Genomic DNA, 24,694 nt, shown 5'->3' with positions numbered 1-24,694 from the left:
TGCCATCCAGGCTGTAGACCCGCCCGGGCGACAATTCGAACACCACTTCGCCCACCTGGACATAGACTGTTTCATTGCGCCAGTCCCGATCTGCTATTGGGTCTCCAAGGCTGCACGATGGCGACAAAAGAAACAGCACTATCGATGCGACGACGGCCCGGGCACGCGCTGCACTGCCTGCTTGCAGTGAGCGATTGTAAACGCAGCTCTTGTGCACTTGCAGCATTCGAGACTGATGCCCCGCAGACCTCCGGTTCTCATTGAGCAACGTCTTCGGCATAGTTGCGACCTCGCCTTTCAATTTGTAAGGCAATCTGCGTGCTACTCGTGCAAATGCAAGCAGTTAATCGTATGCTTTGCAAAGACCACAAAGGGAGGTGCCTAGGCTCTGTTGACAAACTGATTGGTCTAGAGGCGAGCGGCGGCGATATGTATGAAGCCGAGGTAGCTTGCTGATGTTTTGTCGTATCGGGTTGCGAGACGGCGTGAGCATTTGAGCTTCGCGAAGCACCGTTCGATGCGGTTTCGCAACGCGTAGGTGACGGTGTCGTGGGGTATTGGCTCTTTGCGGTTGGCCTTGGCCGGGATCACCGGCGTTCCGCCACGTAGCGCAATGGTGCTTCGGATATGGTCGCTGCCATAGCGCACGAAGGCAGCTACCCTCCGACCAATAACAACTCATAGTCGCAATCGGCTGGGACAGCATTCCGCAAGGTGACCGCATTTGTCGGCACAACGCCTCCACCAATTGATAGCGGAGTGCCGAATGCAATCTCTTTGGATCCGTCTATTGTTATTCCTGTCTGAGTTATGGCAACATCTGTGGCTTCCGAAAAGACAGCAAGATAGACCGCCTCCCCTCCGCCTGCGAATACCAGACAACCACTTCGGATCGCATATTCTCCGGTGAATAAAGCAGCGTAAGGGGTTTCTCGGTCTTCAACCCGGCGTCCGATAAAAACCGATTCTGCCTGCGCTACTTTTTGATTTTCTTGAAGCACTGGGGAAGTGTCCGGTGTCACTTCGGTAGAGCATCCGGCAACCAGGATGAAGATCGGAATGAGCCCAGCAATTCTCATTGTGTGACAATCGTAATGAGCTGTTGATCATCGACATAATCGATGGGCATATGGATCATTTTGCAATCCGGACCGACATCGGGATATGAAGAATTCCCTTCCATAAACGGCAGGCACGGACGCTCATCGCCGCTAAAATTCACCTCACCTTTAGCGTTCCGGGTCGGATCGTGGATTGTTGCAGCAGTGACGATACCTGCAGCTTTGATGCCTCCGGCAGTGGTCGGCTCGGTGAATACGGCGCCTCCGCTATCACCTGATACTGCGTAGATGAATGCACTCGACAAGCCGGTTTCGATCCAACCTTTTATGCCGTTGAACGTGTAGTAGCCGTGCGTAATCTGGCCGCATGTTAGACCAGTCGAGCGCCCGGATTTGCACAAGACCTGTCCAACTTTCTGGTCATAATATCCCCACGTCCCTTTCACTGCGTAATAACCTTCAGCAGATTGAGATGCGATAATGTTCTTGCTAGAGTCGAGAGTATGATCGTCGCTCGGCCTAAAGCCTTTAAAATCAATTTTGCCAGGACCATTATCAAACCACACCCAAGCGCCGTTATTTAAACCATCGGTCCGATGAAATTGGTAATCGTATTTCGTGCCTGGCCCTATCCATTCTTTTTCGAACGTGAGAGACACCCAATGCGGGACGCCAGAGCGCTGATAATATATCCTCGGATTGTTAGCGCAGTGTGCGGCTGTGAGTATGATTGGACGATTTAGGTTGTCTTTTGCGTTGAAAGCGAACGAGCAGACGTATCGCGAAGCATCCGCAGTCGAGTCTGAGAATGACCAACCACCGTATACTCCGTCTCCAGATTGCATACCTGTTGCCTGCATCTGGCTCGGAACAGAGCCCTTCTTGATTTGGACAAAGCTCATCAAATCTTGCGGCAAGTGACGTGACCCCCTGATTTTCCTCCAAGTTGGATTAGAGTCCGGCCCTGACAGAAGGACGGACGAGATGAAGAGAACGAGGTTTTCAGAAGAGCAGATCATTGGCGTGCTGAAGGAAGCGGAGGCGGGAGCCAAGACCGCTGACCTTGCCCGTCGGCACGGTGTATCTGAAGCGACGATCTACAACTGGAAGTCGAAGTATGGCGGGATGGAAGTGTCCGATGCCCGGCGGCTGAAGGAGCTGGAGAGCGAGAACGCGAAGCTGAAGCGTTTGCTGGCCGATGCGATGCTGGACAAGGCGGCGTTGAAGGATCTTCTGGCAAAAAAGTTTTGACGCCCGCCGCGCAGCGGGAAGCTGTTGCTCATCTCCAGGCGTGCCATGGGATGAGCGAGCGGCGGGCGTGCCGTGTCATCGATGCTGATCGCAAGAGCGTGCGTTACCGTTCCACCCGGGACGATGACGTCGATCTGCGTGAGAAGCTGCGCGAGCTGGCCAACCAGCGTCGCCGGTTCGGCTATCGCCGTCTGCATATCCTGCTGCGCCGGGAGGGGATCATGATCAACCGCAAGAAGACCCAGAGGCTCTACCGTGAGGAAGGCTTGGCGGTCAGGCGACGACGTAGCCGCAGGCGTGCTGTTGGCACAAGGGCACCTGCTCCGGTTCTGGCGCTGCCGAACCAGCGCTGGAGCCTGGACTTTGTTCACGACCAGATGGCTTCGGGAAGACGGTTCCGGGTGCTCAACGTGGTCGATGACGTGACCCGGGAGTGCCTGGCAGCGGTGCCGGACACCTCGATCTCTGGTCGCCGTGTCGTTCGCGAGCTGACCGCACTGATCGAACAGCGCGGCAAGCCAGGCATGATCGTCAGCGACAATGGCACCGAGCTCACCAGCAACGCTGTGCTGGCATGGTGCGGCGAGGTCGGCGTGGAGTGGCATTACATCGCGCCCGGAAGGCCGATGCAGAATGGCTATGTCGAGAGCTTCAATGGCCGGATGCGGGACGAACTGCTCAACGAGACGCTGTTCTTGAGTATGGCCCATGCCCGTGTCGAGATCGCGGCCTGGGTCGAAGACTACAATCGGGAGCGACCACACTCGTCTCTCGGTTACGCAACACCGGCGGCGTTCGCCGCTGAACTGGATAAGCAATGGCCTGCTTCGCTACGCCCTACGGGCTCCGCTACGCAGCCCATTGCTTCAACCGCGCTGATGCGCAAAACAACCGCCCGGCTCTAATCCCAGCTGGGGGAAAGCTGGGGGTCACGTCACTCCCGGGAGCGCTGACCTGATGTCGAAACTGCGATGGATGTAACTGTAGTTCAGCCCCGCCTGAAGCGTCGGCGAGAACTGCGCATCGACACCCAGTTCCGCGCCGCAATAGTCAGCCGAACCGATATTCTCCCGTCGATTGAGATCTTGGGCTGTGCGGATCGTGACGAGCGCATCGTCGAGCTTGCTGTAGAAGACCGAACCGAACAGCCGGGTCCGCCCGAGCCGAGTGCCGCCGCCGATTTCGAAACTGGTCGCCCGTTCGGGATCGAGGCCCGGATTGCAATCCGCTCGTCGTAGCCTTCGGTATATGTGTTCGCGGCGAAGGCGTAAGCTCGCCTATTCGATGAGGTCGCCAATATCGTTGTTCCGCCATGGCTCGGGCAGGCTCGGTTGAGGGCAATAGCGCGCGCTGCTTTCCCATCCACTGTCGGATTTCGAGGTAAAGCTGGTTTCATTGAGGATTTCGTAAGTCGAGACGCTGGTAGAAATATGCTCCTCGGTGCCCCATGCAGCACCACCTTCCGTGCAGCTTTCGGTCACGCGGTAGCTGTTCGTGCCGGTCTTCTCGATCGACTTGAAATCGCAGGGTACGCGCGACGTGTTGATCCCGCTCTTGCGCACGAGCATGAGCGTCGCGTTGGACGCCTGGTCGCAAGTCGTATCGTTCACCACATAAAAGCCGGGCTTCAAGGGAAGCGTGGTCACGCTCTCGGCTTTTCGGCTAGCATTTTCCGAAGTTATTGTTTCACCTGGAGCCTGGGCGGTTCCGCTGCCGAGAGGAGAAGACATGTTAATGGTACTTGGCTCGGTAGCATTGGCGGTCTCGGCAAGAGCAATCGCATCGCCTTCGTTGTCTGCGCCATCCTCGATATTGCCGCTCGCTGTGGAGGATGAGTTGCCACAGGCTGCGAGCAGGCCGACGGTAAGAAGAAGTGCTACGCGATGCATGTGTGGGCCTCCAATTGGGATGCTATGAGTCTACACTTATCGGCGTAATTGTTTCTGCGTAAAGCCGAAAGGAGAGTGTTTTCAAGTCCGGGAACTGCGATTGCGTCAACTTCCCTGAAAGACCTGACAGATAAGATGTTCCGAATGAGCATTTGTCGTCTCACTCAAGGCGGTCTTTGGATGTACCGATCACTCAGACAGGCGTCTATGATGAAGCGAGAAGCCGACATTGTCCGACCCAGATTTCGGAGCCATGCAATCAATTATAAGACCCGAAAAAGCTCTCGCGATGCTTGTCTAACCGATTGGGATTAGTCGGCTTTGAAAGAATTGGACTTGCAGAAGGCCTGCTTTCAGACCCGCTGCGATCACCTTGGCTCATTAGCGCATATGTCCATTCCCAAGCTGACCCGTTGGCTGATATTATCGGATGCGGACATCGTATTCTCCTGGCGTGGGACGAGGGCCCCTAGATGTTGCTCTGTTCTGGCGGCACACCAGCGGGCAGGCGCGCCGCGCAGGTGGGATCCTTGCGCAGCTCGATCTCGGCACCGAGACCGTAACAGCTCATTGAGATCGACCCCATCGAGTAGCCACGCACCAGAGCTTCGAGCGAAGCCCCTTCTGCCGACGCCAGGCCGGCAGTGTAGAGCAGCGGGAGGAAATGGTCCGGCGTCGGGACGGCGGCCGTGAAGTCCGGATGCTCGGCGAGCTTGAGGATGTCGGCGGGGTCGCGGAGAAGTTGCTCGGCCGCCGCGTCGTCGAACCGCTGGGCCCAGTCGAAGCCAAGGTCGGGCTGGTCCCAGCGCAGCGCGCGCAGATTGTGCACCACATTGCCGCTGGCGAGGATCATCACGCCGCGATCCCGCAAGGCATCGAGACGCCGCGCGAGATCGAGGTGGTAGTCGAGGGGCCGCGTCGCGTTAAGCGACAGCTGGACGACCGGAATGTCCGCGTCGGGATAGAGATGCGCAAGCACCGACCAGGTGCCATGGTCGAGGCCCCACTGGTCCTGATCGAGACCGACCCACTGGGGTTTGACCGCTTCAACGATTTCGCCGGCGAGATCGGGATCGCCCTTCGCGGGATAATCGAACGCGAAGAGCTCCTGCGGAAAGCCGTAGAAGTCGTGGATCGTCCTTGGCCTCGCCATCGCGGTCACCGCAGTCGCGCCGAAGTACCAGTGCGCTGAGACTGCGAGGATCGCTTTGGGCCGGGGCAAGGCGCGCCCGAACGCCCGCCACGCCTCGGTATAGCCGTTGGCTTCGAGCGTGTTCATCGGGCTGCCGTGGCCAATGAATAGAGCGGGCATCCGGGGCATTGGGAGTCTCCAGCAGGGTAATGAGACAGAGGATCAACGAAAGTGACGCAGGAATGTGCCGTCAGTTGCCGTTCGCCGTCTCGTTGAGCTTGAACTCGGCTTCCAGGTTCAGAGTGACCTCGTCACCCAGCATTGGCAGTCCATAGTTGATGCCGAAGTCGGACCGCTTGATCGTGGTCTCGCCGTCGAAGCCGAGGGTATATTTCTGATCGACCGGGTTAATGCCAGCCTGGTTGAAATCGGCTTCGATGGTCACCGGCCTGGTCACGCCGCGTAATGTGAGGTTGCCAGTGATCGCCGCGCTGTCCCGGTCGATCAGCCGTATCGAAGTGGCGGCGAACTGCGCCTGCGGGAAGTTTGCCGTGTCGAGGAAATCGGCCGTCCTAAGGTGGCTGTCGAGCTGATCGTTGAGCGTCCCGACGCTGTCGGTATCGATAGTGGCCGAAAGCGTGCTCGCGGCAGGATTGCGGACGTCGAGATCGAGCGTGGCCGCGACATCGGTGAACTGACCGACATAGGTCGAAAAGCCCATGTGATCGATGGACCAGGTGATCTTGCCGTGCGCAGGGTCGAGGACATAGCTGCCCGAACGGACCTCCACCGGAATTTGCATCAGAGCGTCGCTCTGCGCGATGGCGCCTCCCGAAAGGACGGCAACGCCTAACGCAGCGATGATGGCATACTTGTGGTTCATGGCGGTTTCCTTGGACGATGGAGAGCCGAACCCCGCAATCGGGGCAGGCCTAAACTGATTGATGGAGAACGTTGGTCAGGCGGCGGTGCGCTCGATCCACGAAGCGAAGGCATCGGCGAAGCTTTTGAAGAACTTCCGGGTGTCGTCGCTCTTGAACTCGCCCGCATCGTCGAACAACTCCCAGCCGCCGCCAATGTAGGCTTCGGGTTGCTGCAGGACCGGCATATCAAGGAAGACGAGCGACTGGCGTAGGTGATGGTTGGCGCCGAACCCGCCGATTCCGCCCGGGGACACGGACATCACCGCCGTGGGCTTCTTCGCGAATGCGCTCTGGCCGTAAGGCCTTGAGCCCACGTCGATCGCGTTCTTGAGCGCACCAGGGACCGAACGGTTGTACTCGGGGGTCACGAACAGGACCGCATCGGCGGCAGAAATCTGCTCGCGGAAACGCGTCCATGGGGCCGGTGCGCCGGCGGCCTCGACATCCTCGTCATAGAGGGGAAGATCGCCGATCTCGACGAACTCGAACGCGAGATTGTCAGGCGCCAACCGGGCGACGGCCTCGGCCGCCTTGCGGTTGACCGACGCCTTGCGCAGGCTGCCGACGACAACGGCGACTTTGTAGGACTTGTACATGAGGATCTCCTGAGAATAGTTCTGAATGAATGAAACGGTGGATCAGGCGGCGTCGACCAAGACGAGCTCGCTGTCGTCGAGTGCCGTGATCGTGAACCGGTCGAGGCCGGTGATCGCGACGCCGTCGCGTGCCTCGGCAGTCTGGTCCTCGATCCGGATACTGCCGGCTGCGGGAACCAGATAGAGGTGCCGGTCGGGCGTGGCTTCGTAGGTTACGCTCTCCCCGGCGAGGATCGTCGCGCCGAGAACCCGCGCCCCGGTGCGGATCGGGAGTGCATCATCGTCTCCGGGCAGCCCCGAAGCGAGCGTCACGAACCTGCCGGTACGGTCATCCTTGGGAAACGGGCGCGCACCCCAAGCGGGCGCGCCGCCGCGCTGGTCGGGAATGATCCAGATCTGGAAGATGCGGGTCGTCTTGTCCTCGAGGTTGTATTCCGAGTGCGTTACGCCCTTGCCGGCCGACATGACCTGGACATCGCCTGCCTCGGTCCGGCCCTCGTTGCCCATGCTGTCGCGGTGCGTGATGGCGCCCTCGCGGACATAAGTGATGATCTCCATATCGTTGTGGGGGTGCGGCGGAAAACCGGACTTCGCGGCGATGGTATCGTCGTTCCAGACACGCAGGTTGCCCCAACTTGTCCGTGCAGGGTCGTGGTAACCGGCAAAGGAAAAGTGATGGTGCGCATCGAGCCAGCCGTGATTGGCGGACCCCAGCGTGTGGAATTTCCTGACCTCGATCATGTGATTTACTCCGTATCAGCGTCTTGAACCCGATATGGACCTTGAATTGCAATCGGAAAACCCGGATAAACTTGGCCTAAATGTTCTATGGAGTTGAACAGTGCAGATCGGCCAGCCTACCCTCGACCAGTTGCGTCTCTTCCTTGCGGTGCACGACGAAGGCAGCTTCAACGCCGCGGCGCGCAAGCTTGGCAGGGCGGTCTCGGTGGTCAGCTACGGGATCGTCACGCTCGAGGGGCAGCTTGGCTTCAACCTGTTCGACCGCGAAGGATCGCGGCGCCCGCGGCTGACCGCTGCAGGCCGGTCGCTGCTGGCGTCGGCGCGGGCTGTGATCGACGATGCCGACGATCTTGTCGCCAGGGCGCGCAGCATCCATGCAGGCGTCGAAACCGAAGTGTCGCTGGCGCTCGATGTCATGGTGCCTTTCGGTGCGGTGTCGGCGATCCTTCAGGACTTTCAGCAGGCGTTCCCGCTGGTCGATTTGCGGCTGCACGTCGAGGCGCTGGGCGCCGTGGCCGCACTTCTCCTCCATTCGCGCGCCGACCTGGCGGTGGCCGGCCCAGTGCTGCTCGATCTGCCCGAACTCGAGCGCAAGGAAATCGGCAGCGTCGAACTGGTGCCGGTCGCCGCGCCAGGACACCCACTCTCGCAGCTGGCCGAAATCCGTCCGGGCCAGGCCCGCAATTACCTGCAGCTCGTCCTGACCGACCGTTCCACCTATACCGAAGGGCAGGACTTTTCGGTGGTGAGCTCGCGCAGCTGGCGACTGGCGGACCTTGGGGCGAAGCGCGCGCTTCTTATCGGGGGCAGCGGTTGGGGCAATATGCCTCGCCATTTGGTCGCGGATGACATCGCCGAAGATCGTCTGAGGATCCTCGATCTCCCCGAAGGCACGAGCGTGGATTACCGGCTCTCGGCCTTGTGGCGCAAGGACCGGCTGCCGGGTCCTGCGACGGCATGGTTGCTGAAGGCGCTCGAGAGAGCGTTATAACCCGGTTTTCAAGTGTCGGGAGCGCGCGGCTTGTAACGGGGTAGCGACCATCCGAACGCGAGCGCCCCTGCGCGCAACCCAAACCCTGCGGCTAGCGCCAAGCCGACTGCGAGTTCTCGGGATAACCCCAAGGCGCTGAAGCTGATATAGCTTGCTGCCGAAACCACGGCTGCGGTCACATAAATCTCGTGGGAGAAGATGATCGAATCCTCCTTCCCAAGCACGTCGCGGATGATTCCACCGAAACAGGCGGTGATCACGCCCATGGTAATTGCAACGATCGGTGCTTCGCCGAGACTTGCGGCTTTCTCTGCGCCCGCCGTCGCGAAAAGCGCGAGGCCGAGCGCATCAAGCCAGAGGATCAGCCGGTAGCGCGAAGTCACGAGATGTGCAGTGAAGAAGACGCCGATCGACACGGCGACGCAGACTACGAGATATTGCGGGCGATCCAACCACAGGACCGGGTGCGCATCGAGAATGAGATCGCGAATGGTTCCGCCACCGATGCCGGTAACAGTGCCAAGAAGAATGAAGCCAATCACATCCATCTGGTTGCGCGAGGCAACCAAGGCGCCTGTGATCGTGAACACCACGATCCCGATCCAGTCGAGCAGAATTATGCTGTTTTCAAACATGATGGTCCCGATGACGCGTGAATGCCTCAGCCCGATGTAGCGCTATTCTGCGATCGTCTCAGGCAAAAATGCAGCATTGTTCATAGATGACGAAATTCACCCCCGCGCCTCTGGTCGTTTGCCGCTTGCTCAGAGGTAAGCGCAGCTTGACGAAAGGCATATTGGTGGTGAAACTTCTTGGTGGTGAAACTTCGCCTTTGGCATTTAAGGCGTGAATGGGTTCCGAGTCTGAAAAAGCTGTCGCGATTACTGGCCAAGTAATTGGCATGTGATCGGAAATCCGCACGCGTTCGGTGTCCCGGCCCACATTTCAGCTCGCATCAATTTTTAAGGTCGTTCCTTACGACTGGAATTGGGCCGGTTGCGGACTGGCGGCTCCCGGGTGACGGAGCGCCCCAAGCTGCCATTCCGCTTGCGACCCAATTGCAGCCTAAGAGGAAGGGTGAGATAAGTAGGTTATGGGAAACGCGAGAAAGTATGACCCGAAGCCTTCGAGCGGTGGTGTTTACGTAATCGTTGTTGTCGGCTTTCTGTTGCTGTTTGAACTAGACCTCGACTGGGGCGATGGCGGTAACCAATTATTTGCCGCGTTCGTCATTATTGGCACGACCGCGGTCGCGTGGCTGGCAAAAAGATTTATCGATCGCCATGGTCAGAACATTGGCGAAGCTCAATTCACGGATGTCTCCCACTCAAATACCGACAGACCCGACTGACCGCTTCCCACCCCATCTCGGCCAATCCGGCTTAGTCTCAATTTGCCTGAGAGCCGACGGAGCGGTGGAAGGACCGACGTCATAAATTGGGCCGGTTACGGACCGTCCGCTTTCATCTGAAATCCGGTGAAAGCAGACGAACCAGCTAGCCCAGCCGGGCAATCGTCACCATGCGCACGAGATCGGAGAGGGTCTTCGCCTGCATCTTCATCATCGCATTCGCGCGGTAGACTTCAACAGTTCGGGGGCTGATGTCGAGATCGAAGGCGATCACCTTGTTGGCTTTCCCGTCCACAAGGCCATCGACCACCTGGCGCTCCCGCGTGGAGAGCAGAGCGAGACGGTCGAGCACTTCGCGGCGTTCGTTCTGTTTCTGCTCATCGTCGGTGCTCTCGTTCAGCGCCTTGCGGATTGCCGCTAGTATGGCCTCGTCGTCGAACGGCTTCTCGATAAAGTCCGCAGCGCCTGCCTTCATCGCCTGGATCGCCAACGGCACGTCGGCGTGACCGGTAATGACGATCACCGGCACAGTATCATCGCGCTCCTTCAACTTACCGGCCAGTTCGACACCGTTCGTGCCGGGCATGCGCACGTCGGTCACTACGCAGGCGCCGGAAAGCGGAGGTGCGGATTTCAGGAAAGCATCGGCCGAGGCGAACGAGCGAACTCGGATTTCGGCGACGTCGAGAAGAAACTCCAGCGAGTGCCGTGCGCTCTCGTCGTCGTCGATAACATAGACGATCGGATCACTCGCACCTCTACTCGCCATCTTATAGTTCCTCGCTTGCGACACGCTGGACCGTAAAGCCGAACTCCGCCCCGCTGCCGGGAGCTGGCCGGACCCAAATACGCCCGCCATGCGCCTCGACGATCGTGCGCGAAATCGACAGTCCGACGCCCATACCTGTGCGCTTGGTGGAGATGAAGGGCTGAAAAAGCCTGTCCGCGACTTCGGGATCGATGCCGGGACCGGTGTCAGTCACCGATACCTGTGCCATGTCCTCGTCGTCGGCTTGTTCGATCACAATCGTCAGATTACGTTTCGAAAACTCTGATTCCGCCATCGCATCGACAGCATTTCGCACGAGGTTGAGCACGACCTGCTGGATCTGAACCTTGTCGACCAGCACCAGATCGATTGCAGGGCTGAACTCATACTGCACCCGGATGCCATGCTCCTTGGCACCCACGAGCGCGAGAGCGCTGGCCTCCTCGACGAGCTTCGGCAGGCTCTCGATCGTGCGTTCGGTTTCGCCGCGGGCTACGAAATCCCGCAGCCGGCGGATGATGTCGCCCGCCCTGAGCGCTTCCGCGGCGGCCCTCTCAACGGCTTCCGCTACGCGCTCGTGCTGGACCTCCTCTCGCATGAGCAGCAACCGGCTACCCTTGAGGTAATTAGCGATCGCCGAGAGCGGCTGGTTGATCTCGTGCGCGAGCGCAGACGCCATTTCACCCAAAGCGGTAAGCCGCGAGACGTGCACCAGCTCGCTTTGTAATTCCTGCAATCTTGCCTCGGCCTGCTGGCGCTCGGTCAGGTCCCGGATGAACCCGGTGAAAAAGCGCTGCCCTTCCGCCTGCATCTCGCCCACTGCGAGTTCGAGCGGGAAGGTCGAACCGTCCTTGCGCTCGCCGACGACCACGCGACCCTTGCCAATGATCCTCCTCTCGCCGGTGCGATAGTAGCGCTCGAGATAGCCGTCATGCGCGCTGCGGTAGGGATCGGGCATCAACACCTTGACGTTCTCTCCGGCCACCTCTGCCGCATGCCATCCGAACATCCGTTCGGCCGCAGGACTGAAATCGCGGATCAATCCGGATTCGTCGATGACGATCATCGCATCTGGCACGGTGTCGAGGATCGATTGCAGATGGGCTTCACGCCGCGCGAGAGCGACGGCGGCGGTTTCAGTTTCGATCCGCGCGCGTTGAAACCATTCGCCGCCGATGGCCACGGCCAGGCCGATAAGCATGAAGGCTGCGGCGGCAATCAGGCTTCCGCCCTCGATCGGTCCGCTCAGCGCGTCGCACCATAGACCCGCGGCAGCGCCGACCACAGCCGCAAGACTTCCGGCTCTAATCCCGGAAAGTGCGCTCGCGACAACCACGCCGGGAACGAAGAAAATGAACGTCGCGCGCTGACCGAGTTCGTCGGCTGCCAGCAGGCGGACCGCCACGCCCGCCGCTATAGCGAGCAGTGCCAGTAACAGCGCGGTCGAAAACGACAGGCGCGGCAGGAAGCGGCTGACAAAGCTGGTGCGCCCTACCTCCGGTAAGGCCCTTAGGGTGCTTGGCGTAGGGTGATCATCCAAATTTCGTGGTCCCGTGCATCGGCGTAGAAGGAGGGCATCAGCGGCGCTCCAACAACATTTGCCGCAAGCGGAGAAGTTTCAATGACTGCACCCTTCATCGATCTCGGTGTCCACTACAACCCCCGCGGCGTGTCGGATCGGATTGCCTTCGGCTTCACCAAGGCGCTGCGCTGGTGTGCCGATACTTTCTTTGCCGAGCGTTACGGCCACCGTGCCGTCGTGCTCGAAACGGTTGCGGCCGTGCCGGGCATGGTCGGGGCGACGATCAACCATCTCGCCTGCCTGCGCCGCATGTGCGACGACAAGGGCTGGATCAAGACGCTCATGGACGAAGCCGAAAACGAGCGCATGCACCTCATGACCTTCATCGAGGTCTCGCAGCCTACCTGGTTCGAACGCGCGGTGATCATCGGCGTGCAATGGGTGTTCTACCTGTTCTTCTTCGCGCTCTATCTGATCAGCTCGAAGACCGCGCACCGTGTCGTGGGCTACTTCGAGGAAGAGGCGGTGATCAGCTACACGCACTATCTCGCCGAGATCGACGAGGGTCGCAGCCCGAACGTGCCTGCGCCCGAAATCGCCAAGCGCTACTGGGGTCTCCCTGAGGATGCCGCGCTGCGCGACGTCGTGCTGGTGGTGCGCGCCGACGAGGCCCACCATCGCGACGTCAACCACGGTTTCGCCAACGAGCTTGCGGGTCTGCCGGTCGGCCAGGTCGCCGAATGCCCGCCGCACGTGACGCTTGAACCCAACTGGAAGAAGGCCGCCTGATCCAGGCTGTTGGCGAGGAGGACGGAAGATGGTCGATCAAGCCAAGATCCTGTTGCTGGTCGAAGATATCTCCGTCCTTTCCGCGCTGCGTTTCTCGCTCTCGGTCGAAGGGTTCGAAATCGCCGAGGGGATTGCGAAGGAGGGCGACCTTTCCACGGCGGCCGCACTGGTCATCGACGAATGCTACGCCGGAGACGGTCTTGTCGCTCTCGATGGGTTGAAGAGACAGGGCTGCTGCGCGCCGGCAATAATCCTTGCGACCAATCCTACTGTCAAGCTGCGAGCCCGTGTCGCCGCCGCAAACGCCGAGCTGATCGAAAAGCCGCTTCTGGGCGACGAGCTGAGCAGTGCGATCCGCGCCATCTTCGAAACACGAAAGGCGGCCTGACGTGACCACCGATCTTCCCGACGGCATCAAGCCATACAAGCGCACGGCAACTTTCAGCGAAGACACCGTGCCGGCAGGTCTGCTGGCTGAGCATTCCACCAAGGACGGCGTCTGGGGTCTCATCCGAATCGAGGAAGGCAAGTTGCGATACGTCGTCACCGATCCGCGCCGCGCCTCGACCGAAGTGCTGCTCACGCCCGAATGCGAACCCGGCGTAGTCGAACCGACAATCCTTCACCGTGTCGAGCCGGTCGGAGCGGTGCGGTTTCATGTGCAGTTCCTGCGCGTTGCAGACGCAACACCTTTCGCCGACAAAGACGAGGGAGGCGCTCATGACCAGCGCTAACATCCGTTCGCATCCGGCCGATCCCGACACCCGTTCCTTCGCGCAGCAAAAACGCGCTGAAAAGCGCGCAGCGGCCGAGGAAATCGGGATTGACGCGGCGTTTATCGATCGCCTGGTCGAAGCATTCTACGCTAAAATCCGTGAGGATGACCTTCTCGGCCCGATCTTCGCCGAACGCATTGCGGATTGGTCGCCGCACCTAGGCAGAATGAAGGGTTTCTGGCGCTCGGTGCTCCACAATAGCGGCGAGTTCTCGGGGAATCCCATGCTCAAGCACCTTGCTATTCCGGGCCTCGAACTCCGGCATTTCTCGCGTTGGCTCGACCTCTTCTACGAAACGCTTCGGGAAGCAGAAGGGAATCCTGCCGCGACCGATCTCGTCGGCGCACGGGCGAGGATGATCGCCGACAGCTTGCTGACTGCCACAGAAATGCGCCGAAATGGACTTGCCGGAGGGCGCGCAGGAAAGGACCTACCCCATGCCTGATACCGTTCTTCGCACGCAATCCGTGGCGCCACTGCCGGAGTCTCTCGATGCACTGCCCGATGTGCTGGTTCCGATTCCCGCGCTCGAGGCCAACGACAACGAAGCGCCGAGGCAAGCACAGCAGCCCGAATCCCGAATGTTCGAACTGCCCGCATCGGTATGGCGGGCGATGATTGCCTGCTACGCGATCTTCCTGATTGCCCTGCTTGGTGCGACCGGCGGCGCTCACGCCGCGTTCGCGATCGCAATCTCGGCGATCTACGTCACCATGTTCTTCGGAACCGCCCGTGTGATGCTACGGCAAGCATCGTCGCAACCGCGCAGCGTTCTCGATCGTCCGGGCACTGTCCTGCAAACTGCCTACGGACCGCTGGCGCGCAAGGAAGTTTATGGCCAGGTGCTCATAGTTCCGGCAGCCGTCGCCTTTTTCGGGATAGGTATCAGCGTCATCAGTGCGGTCGTAATGTAGGAATATCAGCCGACGCATCACAAAAAACCACTGCCTGCTGTTACTTCTCCTTGCGAACTTCGTCGCTGCCATCCTCCTGTTCAAGATGCCCGAAATGCTTCAGCGGCGCCATGATCCACAGCGTCGCGACGGTTATGACAGAAAGCATGATCGCAACATCAAGGCTGCCAAGACCAACCGCCGCGCCGATAGCACCGGTAATCCAGAGGCTGGCGGCCGTGGCGGTGCCCTTGACCGAATCCTTGAGGCGCAGAATGGCCCCCCCACCGATAAACCCCATGCCGGTTATCAGACCTTCGACAATGCGGGCCATCGCCTCCGGAGTATCTGCAGTCATGGATTCCGCTGCCTGGATAAACCCGCAACTGGCAACAGCGACGAGCGGGAAGGTCCGAAGCCCCGCACTCCTTTCCGATTTTTCCCTGTTCCAGCCGATCGGGAACGCCAGAAGATAGGCCAGGCCAATCGCGACCAGGTGAGGCATGATGTCGAAATGGTCAGGCCCCAGAAACTGTTCAAACATCCCAAACTCCGCAGCATTTTAGGAACTTAATCAAAATCAGCGAAGAGGTTCCGCGCCACGATCATACGCAAGGAAATATGTTCTAAGCCCCAGGGCGTGCCTCTCGGGCTCCGGGGCCAACGGAACATGGTTGAACTGGCGGTGCCATTCATTTCGGAGCCTGCACTTGTCTCAGACGCGAGGGTCATGTCGCTCCGAGAGGAACCCCCACCCATCCTTTTATCCGGCGCATTACGGCCACGGTTCTTACGGTCTCGATCTTGAGTTCTCCATCGGCCAACTCGTCTGCCAGATTGGTCCAGAACTCCATGTCCGGAACCAGGAAACGAACCAGAAAATCGTAGCTCCCGCTCACCTGATGAGCCTCGATTGCTTCGGGGATGTCGGCAAGCGCCTGTTCGATCCTTCGCGTGCTTGCAGGATCGTGTGCCGTAGCAACAATCTCTGCGAACACGGTAAGATTAGGACCCAGCTTGGCTGCATCGACCTGGGCCTTGTAGCCCGTGATGACTTCTTCTTTCTCCAGCCTGCGAAGACGCGCGAGACAAGCACTCGGTGAAAGAGCCACCGCCTCGGAAAGACGCTGATTGGAAATCCGGCCATCGCGCTGAAGGATATCGAGGATTTTGCGGTCGATTCGGTCAAGCGAGGGTTTCTGCGGCACGCTCGTCTCCTTTCCGCAGATTCTATTGTGCAGGGGAAAAACTTCGAAGGGAAATACGGCTTTCCAGCCTCTATATTTGCAGTCGAAGCGCCGCAAGATCTGCGGCGCTCGTTTTTTTGGCTAGCGAGACAGGAAGTCGGCATGCAGCGACTGCACATCCCCCGTCGTATCGTTCCCGAGCTCGCTCTGCTTGCTGCATCGGTGCTTTGGGGCGCGAGCTTTCTCGCGACCAAGATCGGCATGGAATTTACAGGGCCGCTCGGCTTTGTCGCCCTACGCTATCTGATGGCAACCGTTGCCTTTGCGCTGGTCCTGCCGCGTGCGACCCGCGGAATTGGTGCCACCGAAATGGTTGCCGGTATCGTCGTCGCTGCCACTGCGTGCATCGCATATGGCGCACAGGCCTATGCGCTGCAAACCACGGACACTGGGCGCGTAGCATTTCTTTCCGCACTCTACGTGCCACTTGTTCCTGTGCTTCAGCTGCTGTTTTTTCGCCAACGCGCAGCTGCCGGGATCTGGATCGGAGTTGTCCTTGCCTGTCTCGGTGTAGCCATCATGTCGGGCCTGTCGCCAGCCGACATCACCCTTAGCTACGGCGATACACTTTCGATCGTTGGCGCCGTTGCAATCGCGGTAGAGGTCGTCATCCTTGGATATTACGTGCGCCGGGCCGATCCTCTGCGGATCGCGTTCGTGATGATGGTCACCACCACGCTGCTGTGTGCTGCCTTCGCGCTCGCCACAGGGGAGCCAATGCCGGTTGCTTCGCCGACATTGTTCTGGGTGGTCGTGGGCTATGGTATCGCTACCGCCTACATCCAGTTCGCGATGAGCTGGGCTCAGGCACGGGTCGATTCCTCGCGTGCCGCAATCATTTACGCGCTCGAACCAGTCTTCGGTGGGTTGTTCGGATATGCGGCGGGCGAAATCTTCGGCCTGTCCGACGTGATCGGCGCGCTCGTTATCTTAGCCGGCGTAATCATCGCTTCACTGCCGCGGCTGGTCGACAGGCTTCTCATGCGCAGACCGGTCAGGACGCCCGTTCGATCGACCGATCGGTCCATGACGGAAACGTCGCCATGATCTCGCCTGTGAGAACGGTCGGCATCGCAGCCATGTTTTGTATCCCCGCGTGCACGGGCGTCCCGAAGTCAACGGAGCCGCTCGTCGGAGCCTGGGTCGTGGAAGACATCGCCGGGCGCGGGATCATCGATTATTCGCGTGTGGAACTGCTCCTGGAACTTGACGGGCAGCTTTCTGGCTCGACTGGATGCAATCTCCTCATCGGTAGATACCGCGTCGAAGGCTCGGCCATGACGATCAATGTCGTAACGACGACGCGTAAAGTCTGTCCTGAAGCGCTGATGTATCAGGAACGGGTCTTTCTAGGAGCCATTGAGTCGATCGATAGCTACCGCTTCGACCCGACCGGCGCCCTCGTGTTGCAGGACGACAACCAGCCATGGATTTTGGCGCAACCCTACGAAAGACGACCATGAAACCCAACCCTATCAGTTCGATCTTGCGGCGTTTATTTGTTCACGCAGTCGCGGTCATGGCACTTCTTACCGGGGCGACAGTTGCGCACGCCCAACTTCCGACGCCAGAGCCTTCCGAAACAGCGCCAACCGAAGCTCTGGTAGATACATTCGAAAGGCAAACACCGCGCTCCAGCGTAACAGCGTTGCTGAACGCGCTTGCCGCCGAGGACTACGAACGGGCCGCGCGCTATTTCGCCGGCACCCCCGATCCGGCCACGCTGCCCCTAGGCGATGAAGGCTCGCCAGCGACCGACGCGTCGGAAGGACTGGTTCAAGGTGCAGATCTCGCTCGAAAATTGAAACTCGCGCTCGACAGCGGGGGGATGCTTCGACCCTTTGCCGTGCTTTCCAACGCTCCCGATGGCGACTTGGAAGACGGACTAGATCCCCTCCTGGAGCAAGTCGGCACGTTCCAGCTCGAAGGTTCCGAGCAGCCCATTATCCTGCAGCGCGTTGCCGCTGGGGAGGGAAAATTGCTGCAATGGAGAATCTCGCTGGAAACAGTATCGGCCCTCGAAGACTGGTCGCCTTCGCCTGAAGTTGCTGAACAGAGCGAGGAAAAGGCGATCGAAGTCGCCGGCGCGCCAGTCCTCGACTGGCTTTTGTTGATCGGCGTAGCGGTCGCGCTTTTCGCAGCGCTACGCCTGCTCGCGGCTGCAATTATCTCGGTCCTGCGGCGAGTCATTCCCGAACACAGCAGCAGCACCGTCTTTCGTCTCATCCACGCCGCTCTCCCACCGCTCGCCCTCTACGTGGCGACAATCGCCTTCTTCTATGTTGCAGGCACCATGGAGGTCTCGATCATCGCTCGCCAGCAGCTGCTGCGCGGCGCAGGTATCGCGGCCTGGCTTTCCCTTGGCTGGTTTTTGTTCAGGCTGATCGATGCTGTCGCGCGGATGGCGAGCGAACGAATGAACAGGGCGGAGCGGCGCCAGGCCGCATCGGTCATCACGCTGTTGCGGCGGATCGCCAAGCTCACATTGCTGGTCATGATCTTCATCGCTGTGCTCGATACATTCGGTGTCGACGTAACCACCGGTATCGCTGCTCTCGGCATCGGCGGGCTCGCCTTGGCGCTCGGCGCGCAGAAAACGATCGAGAACCTGGTTGGGTCTGTAACGATCATCGGAGATCATCCGGTGCAGGTAGGCGACGCTGCCCAGATCGGCGATACGTTCGGCACGGTCGAGGATGTCGGCATGCGCTCGACCCGTGTGCGCACGATCAACCGGACGCTGGTAACGATCCCCAACGGATTTCTTGCCGGCGAGAAGATCGAGAATTTTTCCGCTCGCGACCAGTTCCTCTTCAAGCACGTGATCGGAGTCAGCTACGACACGGATGCCGAGAAGATGAGCGAGGTTCTGGCCGCGTTCCGGACAATCCTGGCGGAAAACGATCATGTCCTCGAAGAAGATGCTCGCGCACGCTTCATAGGTTTCGGCGAAAGCGCACTCAACATCGAGATCTTCGCATATTTTCGGACTGCATCGTTCGCGGAGTCACTCGAGATGCAGGAGGATCTGCTCCTCGCGCTGATGCGGAAACTGAAGGAACTCGACGTGGAAATCGCCTTCCCCACTCGCACGCTTCACATCGACGCTTGCGGCTCGGCCAACGGCCGCTCGGCGGCGATCCCAATGGTCCGTCCAAGCCAGGAAGGTAACAAGGAGAATGACGGTGAAATGTAACTTGCTGTTAGCATCGGTTGCCCTCGCCATGAGCTTGAGTGCCTTTGCCACCATTCAGCCCGCTGCAGAAAGCGGTGAGGTCGCCATGGTAGAAAGAATTACCGGCACACTGTCCTATCGCGAGCGCATCGCGCTGCCCCCCGAAGCGCAGGTGGAAATCGTTGTTTCTGACATCACCCTCGGTCGCAACCAGGAGCTCATCCTCTCGCGCACGATGAACACGATCGGACAGGCATCGCCGCCGATCCCGTTCTCGATCGACGTATCGAAGCTGAATCTGAGCGACGGGCCGCTCTACGGCCTGCGGGCCTTCATCCGCGAGCCCGATGGCACAATCCTGTTCCGCACCAGTGAACCTTTCCTGCTCGATCTTCGCAGCGACACCGTCGATATCGGCGACATAAGGGTATCGATGACATCGCCAGACGATCCCGGCCTTGCCGGTATTTCTGACCTGCAGGACGGCGAATGGCATGTAACCCAGATCGGCGGCGATGTCGTGGCGCAGATCTCCGCTCCAACGATGACCTTCACGGCCGATGGTCGCTTGTATGGTTCCACCAGCTGCAACCGCTTCAGCAGTTCATATGGCCTCGATGGCAACTCGCTCGAGGTTGGCAATGTCGCTGCGACCAAACGCGCCTGTGAAGCTGGATTGATGCAGCAAGAGCGCCGTTTCCTCGATGCCCTTTCTCTGATCGAGAACGCATCGCTCGAAGCTGGGGGTTTTCTCGTCCTCTCCGGCAATGGCCAGCGCCTCGTCGCAGTCCGCAATTAAGGATAATCCGATGTTGAAGAAACTTCTCGCATCCGCAGCGATCGCTTCCATTCTCACAGTCGCACCGGCCCACGCCGCAGAGATATCGACCCATGTCCTGAATATCTCGCAAGGTAAAGGCGGTGCCGACGTGCCTGTCACCCTTTCTAAGCAAGCGAGCGATGGTTTCTGGCAGACGGTGACCTCGACCAAGACACAATCGAATGGCCGAGCCGAAGACTTCGGCAATCCGGAAAACCTTACGCCAGGGGTCTATCTCCTCAGCTTCGATGTTGCCCAATACTATGCAGGAAAATCTGATACGTTTTTTCCCGTCATCACCGTGGTGTTCAACGTGACGGAGCAAGATGGGCACTATCACGTGCCCGTCCTGCTCAGTGCATACGGATATTCGACTTACCGGGGCAACTGATTGCAGTTCGTCAATAATCCGCAGCGATTATCCACCTCCGGTGTCTTCCCTCCAGTTCAGATGAAGTTTCAACATGTTCGACAGTCACTCCTTCAGACTCGATGGCCACGTAGCACTCGTTACCGGCAGTGCTGCGGGCATCGGTTTTGCAATCGCTGATACATTCGCCTCTGCTGGTGCAGCCGTCATGGTCAGCGATGTCGATTTGACAGCGGCTGAAAAAGCAGCAGCGAGGATTGCCAAAGCCGGTGGGAACACCGCGGCCATCGCATGTGATGTCACCAGTGAGGAGGACCTTGAGCGCGTAGTCGACGCGACGCAGGCCGAATTTGGCGGCATGACCTTGCTTGTGAGCAATGCGGGTGGCGGCGGACCGAAACCGTTCGAAATGCCGATGAGCGATTTCCGGCGCGCCTTCGACCTCAACATCTTCTCGCTCTTCCGCCTCGCTCAGCTCGCGGCACCGGTGATCGAGGAATCTGGTGGCGGAGCCATGCTAGCAATCACCTCAATGGCAGGCGAGAACAAGAACGAGCGCATGGCTTCCTACGCATCATCGAAAGCTGCCACCAATCACCTGATACGGAATATCGCATTCGATCTCGGTCCCCGGAATATCCGGATCAACGGCATTGCTCCCGGTGCCATCCGCACGCACGCATTGGAAACGGTGCTGACCGACGAGATCGAGGAGGCCATGCTGGCGCACACTCCGATCCACCGGTTGGGAAAACCGCAAGACATTGCGAACGCCGCTCTATTTCTGTGCAGCGATGCAGCAAGCTGGATCAGTGGTGAGATACTGACGGTTTCGGGTGGTGGCATTCAAGAATTAGGATGACCCGATAACATAGTGCCAATCGGAATGGTCGAAGGCAGCATGTTAGAAAAGCTCAGAACTGGCAGAGCATCTAGCTGCGTTCCAGTCGAAAGCAGCCGTGAATTCCAGAAGAGATATTCGACATGAAGCTCCGGAAAAACACTGATTATGCCGTCAATCTACCTCATATGCTCCGTAGAACCCTTACGATCGCAGAAGATCGTCTACCGTGGCGCTATATACTGGCTATTCTGGGCGTCTCTCTCATGGGGTTCTTCGTTCTCGAGCTCTGGTCGGAAATCAACGAGGGAGACGCCCGTGCAATAGATCGTGCTGTCCTGCTTGGATTTCGTGATCCGGCGAATGCCGACAACTTGCTGGGGCCCGATTGGCTCACCCAGATTATGAAGGACGTTACCACTTTAGGTAGCCCGACAGTGTTAATTCTTGCTGTCGTGGCGTCGGCAGGCTTCATGGCGGCGAGAATCCTACCGGATGGCGGCGGTTGTTTTGGGCGCTTCATTAAGCGGAAGTATGCTTGTCGTGCTTTTCAAGGATCTTTTCAGCCGCGCGCGACCCGATGTGGTTACACGTCTTGTCGAGGAGACAAGTATGAGTTTCCCGAGCGGCCACGCATCAAACTCGGCGATTATCTACCTCACGATAACCGTATTATTTATTCGGGTGGAAAAGTCGCTGCGCACACGCGTTTTCGCGGCAGTGCTAGGCGTATTGACTGTAATATCCATCGGAATTTCTCGGCTGGCCCTCGGCGTCCACTGGCCAACAGATGTTTTGGCAGGCTGGCTCTTCGGAACCGTATGGGCCGCGACTTGGGCCTTGGTCGTCAAACTGCCAGTTGTCGACGAAGTGATTGATCAGCCGTGATATGCCCACTGCATAGCTGAGGCCGCAGACAAAGATTTTCAAAACACGATGAACTGCAAGCCGTGCGACTTGAAATTACGATGTCGAAATCGCACTACCTTTTTATGACACGGGTCGATCATGGTCTCGGAGTGATGGTTCCGGCAGGCAGCAGCACCGCGCGCCTGTAGCCCTAGAGCGCTTCGGGCGTTCTAGGGATGTGCGCCGCGCTGCAACTTCCAGCATCGATGTTTTCCAAGCCCAAGGCGATAACGAGCCCGAGGCATGCTCGCATCATTTGCGAGACCGGAGCCAACCGTGTTCTTCTCCCGTTTTACCGTGTTCGGCCTCTGCCTGGCTGGCCTCCTGTTTGCACTCACGAGGCTTAGCGACGCATGGGCATTGCCAGTTCTCGCAATTTTCTCGTGTCTATGTCTCTTGGGTGTCATCGACCTTATCCAAGCGCGGCATGCGGTGCGCCGGAACTATCCCATCATCGGACGCCTGCGATGGGCTTTCGAGAAGATAAGACCGGAAATCCGCCAATACTTGATCGAGGGGGATGACGATCAGACGCCCTTCTCGAGGGCACAGCGCTCCCTGGTCTATGCTCGCGCAAAGGACGAGGTTAGCGACCGTCCGTTCGGAACGCTCTCTGACGTCTACAAGAACGGCTACGAATTCATTTCGCATTCCACCAAGCCCAGGCCGTTGGCAGATCCCGACAGCTTCAGAGTGCCCATCGGAGGAAGCGACGCGCGCGACCCCTACATGGCCTCGATCTTCAACATCTCCGCGATGAGCTTCGGCTCCTTGAGCGCCAATGCTATTCGAGCGCTAAACAAGGGGGCCAAACTCGGCGATTTTGCGCATGACACTGGCGAGGGCGGGATCAGCCCCTACCACCGTGTGAATGGCGGCGACCTTATCTGGGAAATTGGTAGTGGTTACTTCGGCTGCCGAATCGAAGAGGGACGCTTTGACCCGGTCCGCTTCGCTGACAACGCTGCCGACCCGCAGGTCAAGATGATCGAACTGAAGCTGAGCCAGGGTGCCAAGCCCGGTCACGGCGGCATCCTTCCAGGCGAGAAAGTCAGCCCTGAGATCGCTGCTACACGCGGTATTCCGGTAGGCGTCGATTGCATTTCCCCTGCCGAGCACTCGGCATTCTCGACACCGCTTGAGATGATGCAGTTTCTCGCTCAGCTCCGAACCTTATCGAAAGGCAAGCCAGTCGGTTTCAAGCTGTGCGTCGGACACCCATGGGAGTTCATGGGAATGGTCAAGGCGATGCGCGAAACCGGGATCTTTCCCGACTTCATCGTCGTCGATGGCGCAGAAGGCGGAACCGGGGCGGCCCCGGTTGAGTTCGCCGACAACCTCGGCATGCCGATGCGCGAGAGCCTCCTGTTTGTTCATAATACACTCGTGGGTGCCGGGGTTCGTGACCGGATAAAAATTGGTGCGGCCGGCAAGATCGTCAGTGCGTTCGACATCGCCGCGGTTCTCGGGCTGGGTGCCGACTGGACCAATGCGGGGCGCGGCTTCATGTTCGCGCTCGGATGCATCCAGTCTCTTTCCTGTCATACCAACCGCTGTCCGGTCGGCGTTGCCACGCAGGACCCCTTGCGCCAGCGGGCCCTGGTCGTGCCTGACAAGGCAGAGCGGGTCCGGCGCTTTCATCGCAATACGTTGCGAGCGCTCGCGGAAATGACTGCTGCTGCCGGTCTCTCGCACCCATCCGAGCTTGGACCGCACCATCTGGTAAGACGTGTCTCTCTGACCGAAATCCGGCTCTTCTCGCAGCTTCATATTTTTCTCGAGGACGGCGAGCTGCTGTCAGGAACGCATGAACGGGATTTCTACAGCGCCGCCTGGAAACTCGCACGCGCCGACCGGTTCGAGCTGGCAGCGTGAAACTGATCTTCCATATCCTGACGGCTGTTCTTGCAGCCCTTCTGCACTCGCAGAGTGCCCCAGCGGATCGAGGTGGCACCGCGCGGGATTTGACCGCATGGACCATATCGCAAACCACCGGCTGTTACGATACCGGTCCCAGGCGTGGCGCCGAACTCTCAGCAGATACCGAGCTGGGCGCTTCGGCCGATGGACCCGACGGACCGTGCGGACTGCCGGCCCTGGTTCGTCAGGCGCACGCATAGGAACGCAGCGAGGAGGTCCGGCAATCCTACCACCGGATGGCCGACGCACCTGCGAAATGGTCGCGTCCCCCTCCGACCGGCCCTCCATTCTCCTGACACTCTGGAACTTTCGGCGGACTTTCATCCGCATCCAACAGTCAGGACATTCAATGGAAACCGAAATGCAACGCGGTGCGATCCGCGACGAACGGCGCGCATACGCCAAGGCCTTAATGGCCCGATACCCCGACCTGCCGATTGATCAGCTCGACGATCTTGTGCGGCGGTTCCGCAAGGAGGCAAGCGCGCTCTATGTCGGATTGATTTCGATGGATGACGAGGTGTCGCAGCAATATGCCTTGTTGAAGCGCGACGAACTCGATCGGTTCGCGATGCCCGACATCGTCTTCATGCTGCTGTTCTGGTCGGCGATGTGCGCCATCATCGCCGGTATTGGTTATCTGGGTAGTTGATATGTAGAAGGGCCCGGAGCGAGGATCCCTTCGTTCCGGGCTCATACCCCGTCGCCAGATCCTGCCAGCCAACAAG

31 protein-coding genes are annotated in these 24,694 nt (G+C 59.2%); 17 read left to right on the top strand and 14 right to left on the bottom strand.

The features are described 5' to 3' along the window. Positions 1-408 precede the first annotated feature (408 nt). Genes CP97_RS16395 through CP97_RS00265 form a run of 3 tightly spaced genes read right to left on the bottom strand, consistent with a single transcriptional unit; the run spans position 409 to position 1,978 of the window. Positions 409-648, bottom strand: coding sequence for a transposase (locus CP97_RS16395; protein WP_227819624.1), 240 nt, complete (start codon positions 646-648; stop codon positions 409-411). Positions 649-656: 8 nt separating this feature from the next. Next, a complete protein-coding gene (locus CP97_RS00270; RefSeq protein WP_048884301.1) occupies positions 657-1,079 on the bottom strand; it encodes a hypothetical protein in 423 nt (140 codons plus the stop codon). Beyond that, positions 1,076-1,978 carry a S1 family peptidase gene (locus CP97_RS00265; RefSeq protein WP_149036386.1) on the bottom strand — a complete coding sequence of 301 codons (903 nt, stop codon included), beginning with the start codon at positions 1,976-1,978 and terminating at the stop codon, positions 1,076-1,078. Before CP97_RS00265 ends, CP97_RS00270 begins: the two co-directional genes overlap by 4 nt. Positions 1,979-2,045: 67 nt before the next feature. On the opposite strand from CP97_RS00265, the gene CP97_RS00255 reads away from it, so the two are divergent. Beyond that, positions 2,046-3,217, top strand: a protein-coding gene (locus tag CP97_RS00255) for an IS3 family transposase (protein ID WP_149036385.1) whose coding sequence is annotated in 2 segments (ribosomal slippage) — positions 2,046-2,298 and positions 2,298-3,217 — 1,173 coding nt in all. Because the reading frame shifts where the segments join, the coding sequence is not laid out codon by codon here. A 24-nt stretch (positions 3,218-3,241) separates the two neighbouring features. On the opposite strand, the gene CP97_RS16715 is transcribed toward CP97_RS00255, so the two are convergent. From CP97_RS16715 to CP97_RS00225, 6 genes are all read right to left on the bottom strand, one after another. Continuing rightward, a complete protein-coding gene (locus CP97_RS16715) occupies positions 3,242-3,493 on the bottom strand; it encodes a hypothetical protein (protein WP_418202083.1) in 252 nt (83 codons plus the stop codon). 96 nt (positions 3,494-3,589) lie between these two features. Further along, positions 3,590-4,201, bottom strand: coding sequence for a hypothetical protein (locus CP97_RS00245; protein ID WP_048884298.1), 612 nt, complete (start codon positions 4,199-4,201; stop codon positions 3,590-3,592). A 469-nt stretch (positions 4,202-4,670) separates the two neighbouring features. Beyond that, positions 4,671-5,513 (bottom strand): 4,5-DOPA-extradiol-dioxygenase, encoded by an 843-nt coding sequence (gene ygiD / locus CP97_RS00240; RefSeq protein WP_227819728.1) that lies wholly within the window; start codon positions 5,511-5,513, stop codon positions 4,671-4,673. 70 nt (positions 5,514-5,583) lie between these two features. Next, the gene (locus tag CP97_RS00235) at positions 5,584-6,216 is read right to left on the bottom strand and encodes a YceI family protein (RefSeq protein ID WP_048884296.1); all 633 of its coding nucleotides are present in this window, start codon (positions 6,214-6,216) and stop codon (positions 5,584-5,586) included. A gap of 75 nt (positions 6,217-6,291) precedes the next feature. After that, positions 6,292-6,852 carry an NADPH-dependent FMN reductase gene (locus CP97_RS00230; RefSeq protein ID WP_048884295.1) on the bottom strand — a complete coding sequence of 187 codons (561 nt, stop codon included), beginning with the start codon at positions 6,850-6,852 and terminating at the stop codon, positions 6,292-6,294. Between the two features lie 42 nt (positions 6,853-6,894). Beyond that, entirely contained in the window at positions 6,895-7,593 is a 699-nt protein-coding gene (locus tag CP97_RS00225) for a pirin family protein (protein WP_048884294.1), read from the bottom strand. 100 nt (positions 7,594-7,693) lie between these two features. Here CP97_RS00225 and CP97_RS00220 point away from each other — a divergent pair, with 100 nt between their 5' ends. Continuing rightward, a complete protein-coding gene (locus CP97_RS00220; protein WP_048884293.1) occupies positions 7,694-8,584 on the top strand; it encodes a LysR family transcriptional regulator in 891 nt (296 codons plus the stop codon). Positions 8,585-8,592: 8 nt separating this feature from the next. On the opposite strand, the gene CP97_RS00215 is transcribed toward CP97_RS00220, so the two are convergent. After that, positions 8,593-9,219: a trimeric intracellular cation channel family protein gene (locus CP97_RS00215; protein ID WP_048884292.1), complete on the bottom strand. Its 627-nt coding sequence runs from the start codon at positions 9,217-9,219 to the stop codon at positions 8,593-8,595. Positions 9,220-9,677: 458 nt separating this feature from the next. On the opposite strand from CP97_RS00215, the gene CP97_RS00210 reads away from it, so the two are divergent. Further along, complete coding sequence (locus tag CP97_RS00210) at positions 9,678-9,935, top strand: hypothetical protein (RefSeq protein WP_048884290.1); 258 nt, start codon at positions 9,678-9,680, stop codon at positions 9,933-9,935. A gap of 145 nt (positions 9,936-10,080) precedes the next feature. Here the strand turns inward: CP97_RS00210 and fixJ are convergent, their stop codons facing one another. Further along, positions 10,081-10,704, bottom strand: coding sequence for a response regulator FixJ (gene fixJ / locus CP97_RS00205; RefSeq protein WP_048884289.1), 624 nt, complete (start codon positions 10,702-10,704; stop codon positions 10,081-10,083). A 1-nt stretch (position 10,705) separates the two neighbouring features. Further along, a complete protein-coding gene (locus CP97_RS00200; protein ID WP_048884288.1) occupies positions 10,706-12,244 on the bottom strand; it encodes a two-component system sensor histidine kinase NtrB in 1,539 nt (512 codons plus the stop codon). 81 nt (positions 12,245-12,325) lie between these two features. Between CP97_RS00200 and CP97_RS00195 the strand changes: the two genes are divergently transcribed. From CP97_RS00195 to CP97_RS00175, 5 genes are read left to right on the top strand one after another with little or no spacing between them, the layout of a single operon-like run. Further along, complete coding sequence (locus CP97_RS00195) at positions 12,326-13,015, top strand: alternative oxidase (RefSeq protein ID WP_048884287.1); 690 nt, start codon at positions 12,326-12,328, stop codon at positions 13,013-13,015. Between the two features lie 28 nt (positions 13,016-13,043). After that, a complete protein-coding gene (locus CP97_RS00190) occupies positions 13,044-13,403 on the top strand; it encodes a response regulator (RefSeq protein ID WP_048884286.1) in 360 nt (119 codons plus the stop codon). Between the two features lies 1 nt (position 13,404). Next, on the top strand, positions 13,405-13,749 hold the full coding sequence (locus tag CP97_RS00185; protein ID WP_048884285.1) for a TehB family protein: 345 nt from the start codon (positions 13,405-13,407) through the stop codon (positions 13,747-13,749). Further along, positions 13,736-14,236 (top strand): group III truncated hemoglobin, encoded by a 501-nt coding sequence (locus CP97_RS00180; protein WP_048884284.1) that lies wholly within the window; start codon positions 13,736-13,738, stop codon positions 14,234-14,236. Before CP97_RS00185 ends, CP97_RS00180 begins: the two co-directional genes overlap by 14 nt. Further along, positions 14,229-14,705 carry a hypothetical protein gene (locus tag CP97_RS00175; protein WP_048884283.1) on the top strand — a complete coding sequence of 159 codons (477 nt, stop codon included), beginning with the start codon at positions 14,229-14,231 and terminating at the stop codon, positions 14,703-14,705. The genes CP97_RS00180 and CP97_RS00175 overlap by 8 nt, the downstream gene beginning before the upstream one ends. Positions 14,706-14,745: 40 nt before the next feature. Here CP97_RS00175 and CP97_RS00170 read toward each other — a convergent pair whose 3' ends face one another. Together CP97_RS00170 and CP97_RS00165 are read right to left on the bottom strand one after the other, a co-directional pair. After that, on the bottom strand, positions 14,746-15,228 hold the full coding sequence (locus CP97_RS00170; RefSeq protein ID WP_048884282.1) for an MgtC/SapB family protein: 483 nt from the start codon (positions 15,226-15,228) through the stop codon (positions 14,746-14,748). A 184-nt stretch (positions 15,229-15,412) separates the two neighbouring features. Continuing rightward, positions 15,413-15,892 carry an Lrp/AsnC family transcriptional regulator gene (locus tag CP97_RS00165; RefSeq protein WP_053106480.1) on the bottom strand — a complete coding sequence of 160 codons (480 nt, stop codon included), beginning with the start codon at positions 15,890-15,892 and terminating at the stop codon, positions 15,413-15,415. A gap of 141 nt (positions 15,893-16,033) precedes the next feature. Here CP97_RS00165 and CP97_RS00160 point away from each other — a divergent pair, with 141 nt between their 5' ends. From CP97_RS00160 to CP97_RS00115, 9 genes are all read left to right on the top strand, one after another. Then, positions 16,034-16,978 (top strand): DMT family transporter, encoded by a 945-nt coding sequence (locus tag CP97_RS00160; RefSeq protein WP_082863651.1) that lies wholly within the window; start codon positions 16,034-16,036, stop codon positions 16,976-16,978. Continuing rightward, on the top strand, positions 16,975-17,394 hold the full coding sequence (locus tag CP97_RS00155) for an META domain-containing protein (RefSeq protein WP_048884280.1): 420 nt from the start codon (positions 16,975-16,977) through the stop codon (positions 17,392-17,394). Before CP97_RS00160 ends, CP97_RS00155 begins: the two co-directional genes overlap by 4 nt. Before the next feature lie 56 nt (positions 17,395-17,450). Beyond that, the gene (locus CP97_RS00150) at positions 17,451-19,127 is read left to right on the top strand and encodes a mechanosensitive ion channel family protein (RefSeq protein WP_161485412.1); all 1,677 of its coding nucleotides are present in this window, start codon (positions 17,451-17,453) and stop codon (positions 19,125-19,127) included. Then, positions 19,117-19,905 carry an META domain-containing protein gene (locus CP97_RS00145; RefSeq protein WP_161485411.1) on the top strand — a complete coding sequence of 263 codons (789 nt, stop codon included), beginning with the start codon at positions 19,117-19,119 and terminating at the stop codon, positions 19,903-19,905. Before CP97_RS00150 ends, CP97_RS00145 begins: the two co-directional genes overlap by 11 nt. A 10-nt stretch (positions 19,906-19,915) precedes the next feature. Continuing rightward, entirely contained in the window at positions 19,916-20,317 is a 402-nt protein-coding gene (gene uraH / locus CP97_RS00140; protein WP_048886561.1) for a hydroxyisourate hydrolase, read from the top strand. 73 nt (positions 20,318-20,390) lie between these two features. Then, a complete protein-coding gene (hdhA, locus tag CP97_RS00135; RefSeq protein WP_048884278.1) occupies positions 20,391-21,158 on the top strand; it encodes a 7-alpha-hydroxysteroid dehydrogenase in 768 nt (255 codons plus the stop codon). A 474-nt stretch (positions 21,159-21,632) separates the two neighbouring features. Continuing rightward, positions 21,633-22,025, top strand: a complete 393-nt coding sequence (locus CP97_RS00130; protein ID WP_048884277.1) for a phosphatase PAP2 family protein — start codon at positions 21,633-21,635, stop codon at positions 22,023-22,025. 297 nt (positions 22,026-22,322) lie between these two features. Beyond that, on the top strand, positions 22,323-23,921 hold the full coding sequence (locus CP97_RS00125) for an FMN-binding glutamate synthase family protein (protein ID WP_048886560.1): 1,599 nt from the start codon (positions 22,323-22,325) through the stop codon (positions 23,919-23,921). Between the two features lie 394 nt (positions 23,922-24,315). Continuing rightward, entirely contained in the window at positions 24,316-24,618 is a 303-nt protein-coding gene (locus CP97_RS00115; RefSeq protein WP_048884275.1) for a hypothetical protein, read from the top strand. The last annotated feature ends 76 nt before the right edge of the window (positions 24,619-24,694 follow it).

Origin of the sequence: Aurantiacibacter atlanticus (genome assembly GCF_001077815.2) — a bacterium.
In the GTDB taxonomy this organism is placed as follows: Bacteria; Pseudomonadota; Alphaproteobacteria; order Sphingomonadales; family Sphingomonadaceae; genus Alteraurantiacibacter; species Alteraurantiacibacter atlanticus.
The sequence above is the reverse complement of the archived record's forward strand: the minus strand, read 5'-3'. Positions and strand labels throughout refer to the sequence as shown.

Coding starts and splice junctions, on each gene's coding strand:
- CP97_RS00270 (WP_048884301.1), bottom strand. CDS start 1,079: ATGAGAATTGCTGGGCTCATTCCGATCTTCATCCTGGTTGCCGGATGC.
- CP97_RS00245 (WP_048884298.1), bottom strand. CDS start 4,201: ATGCATCGCGTAGCACTTCTTCTTACCGTCGGCCTGCTCGCAGCCTGT.
- ygiD (WP_227819728.1), bottom strand. CDS start 5,513: ATGCCCGCTCTATTCATTGGCCACGGCAGCCCGATGAACACGCTCGAA.
- CP97_RS00235 (WP_048884296.1), bottom strand. CDS start 6,216: ATGAACCACAAGTATGCCATCATCGCTGCGTTAGGCGTTGCCGTCCTT.
- CP97_RS00230 (WP_048884295.1), bottom strand. CDS start 6,852: ATGTACAAGTCCTACAAAGTCGCCGTTGTCGTCGGCAGCCTGCGCAAG.
- CP97_RS00225 (WP_048884294.1), bottom strand. CDS start 7,593: ATGATCGAGGTCAGGAAATTCCACACGCTGGGGTCCGCCAATCACGGC.
- CP97_RS00215 (WP_048884292.1), bottom strand. CDS start 9,219: ATGTTTGAAAACAGCATAATTCTGCTCGACTGGATCGGGATCGTGGTG.
- CP97_RS00210 (WP_048884290.1), top strand. CDS start 9,678: ATGGGAAACGCGAGAAAGTATGACCCGAAGCCTTCGAGCGGTGGTGTT.
- fixJ (WP_048884289.1), bottom strand. CDS start 10,704: ATGGCGAGTAGAGGTGCGAGTGATCCGATCGTCTATGTTATCGACGAC.
- CP97_RS00195 (WP_048884287.1), top strand. CDS start 12,326: ATGACTGCACCCTTCATCGATCTCGGTGTCCACTACAACCCCCGCGGC.
- CP97_RS00190 (WP_048884286.1), top strand. CDS start 13,044: ATGGTCGATCAAGCCAAGATCCTGTTGCTGGTCGAAGATATCTCCGTC.
- CP97_RS00180 (WP_048884284.1), top strand. CDS start 13,736: ATGACCAGCGCTAACATCCGTTCGCATCCGGCCGATCCCGACACCCGT.
- CP97_RS00175 (WP_048884283.1), top strand. CDS start 14,229: ATGCCTGATACCGTTCTTCGCACGCAATCCGTGGCGCCACTGCCGGAG.
- CP97_RS00170 (WP_048884282.1), bottom strand. CDS start 15,228: ATGTTTGAACAGTTTCTGGGGCCTGACCATTTCGACATCATGCCTCAC.
- CP97_RS00160 (WP_082863651.1), top strand. CDS start 16,034: ATGCAGCGACTGCACATCCCCCGTCGTATCGTTCCCGAGCTCGCTCTG.
- CP97_RS00155 (WP_048884280.1), top strand. CDS start 16,975: ATGATCTCGCCTGTGAGAACGGTCGGCATCGCAGCCATGTTTTGTATC.
- CP97_RS00150 (WP_161485412.1), top strand. CDS start 17,451: ATGGCACTTCTTACCGGGGCGACAGTTGCGCACGCCCAACTTCCGACG.
- uraH (WP_048886561.1), top strand. CDS start 19,916: ATGTTGAAGAAACTTCTCGCATCCGCAGCGATCGCTTCCATTCTCACA.
- hdhA (WP_048884278.1), top strand. CDS start 20,391: ATGTTCGACAGTCACTCCTTCAGACTCGATGGCCACGTAGCACTCGTT.
- CP97_RS00130 (WP_048884277.1), top strand. CDS start 21,633: ATGGCGGCGGTTGTTTTGGGCGCTTCATTAAGCGGAAGTATGCTTGTC.
- CP97_RS00115 (WP_048884275.1), top strand. CDS start 24,316: ATGGAAACCGAAATGCAACGCGGTGCGATCCGCGACGAACGGCGCGCA.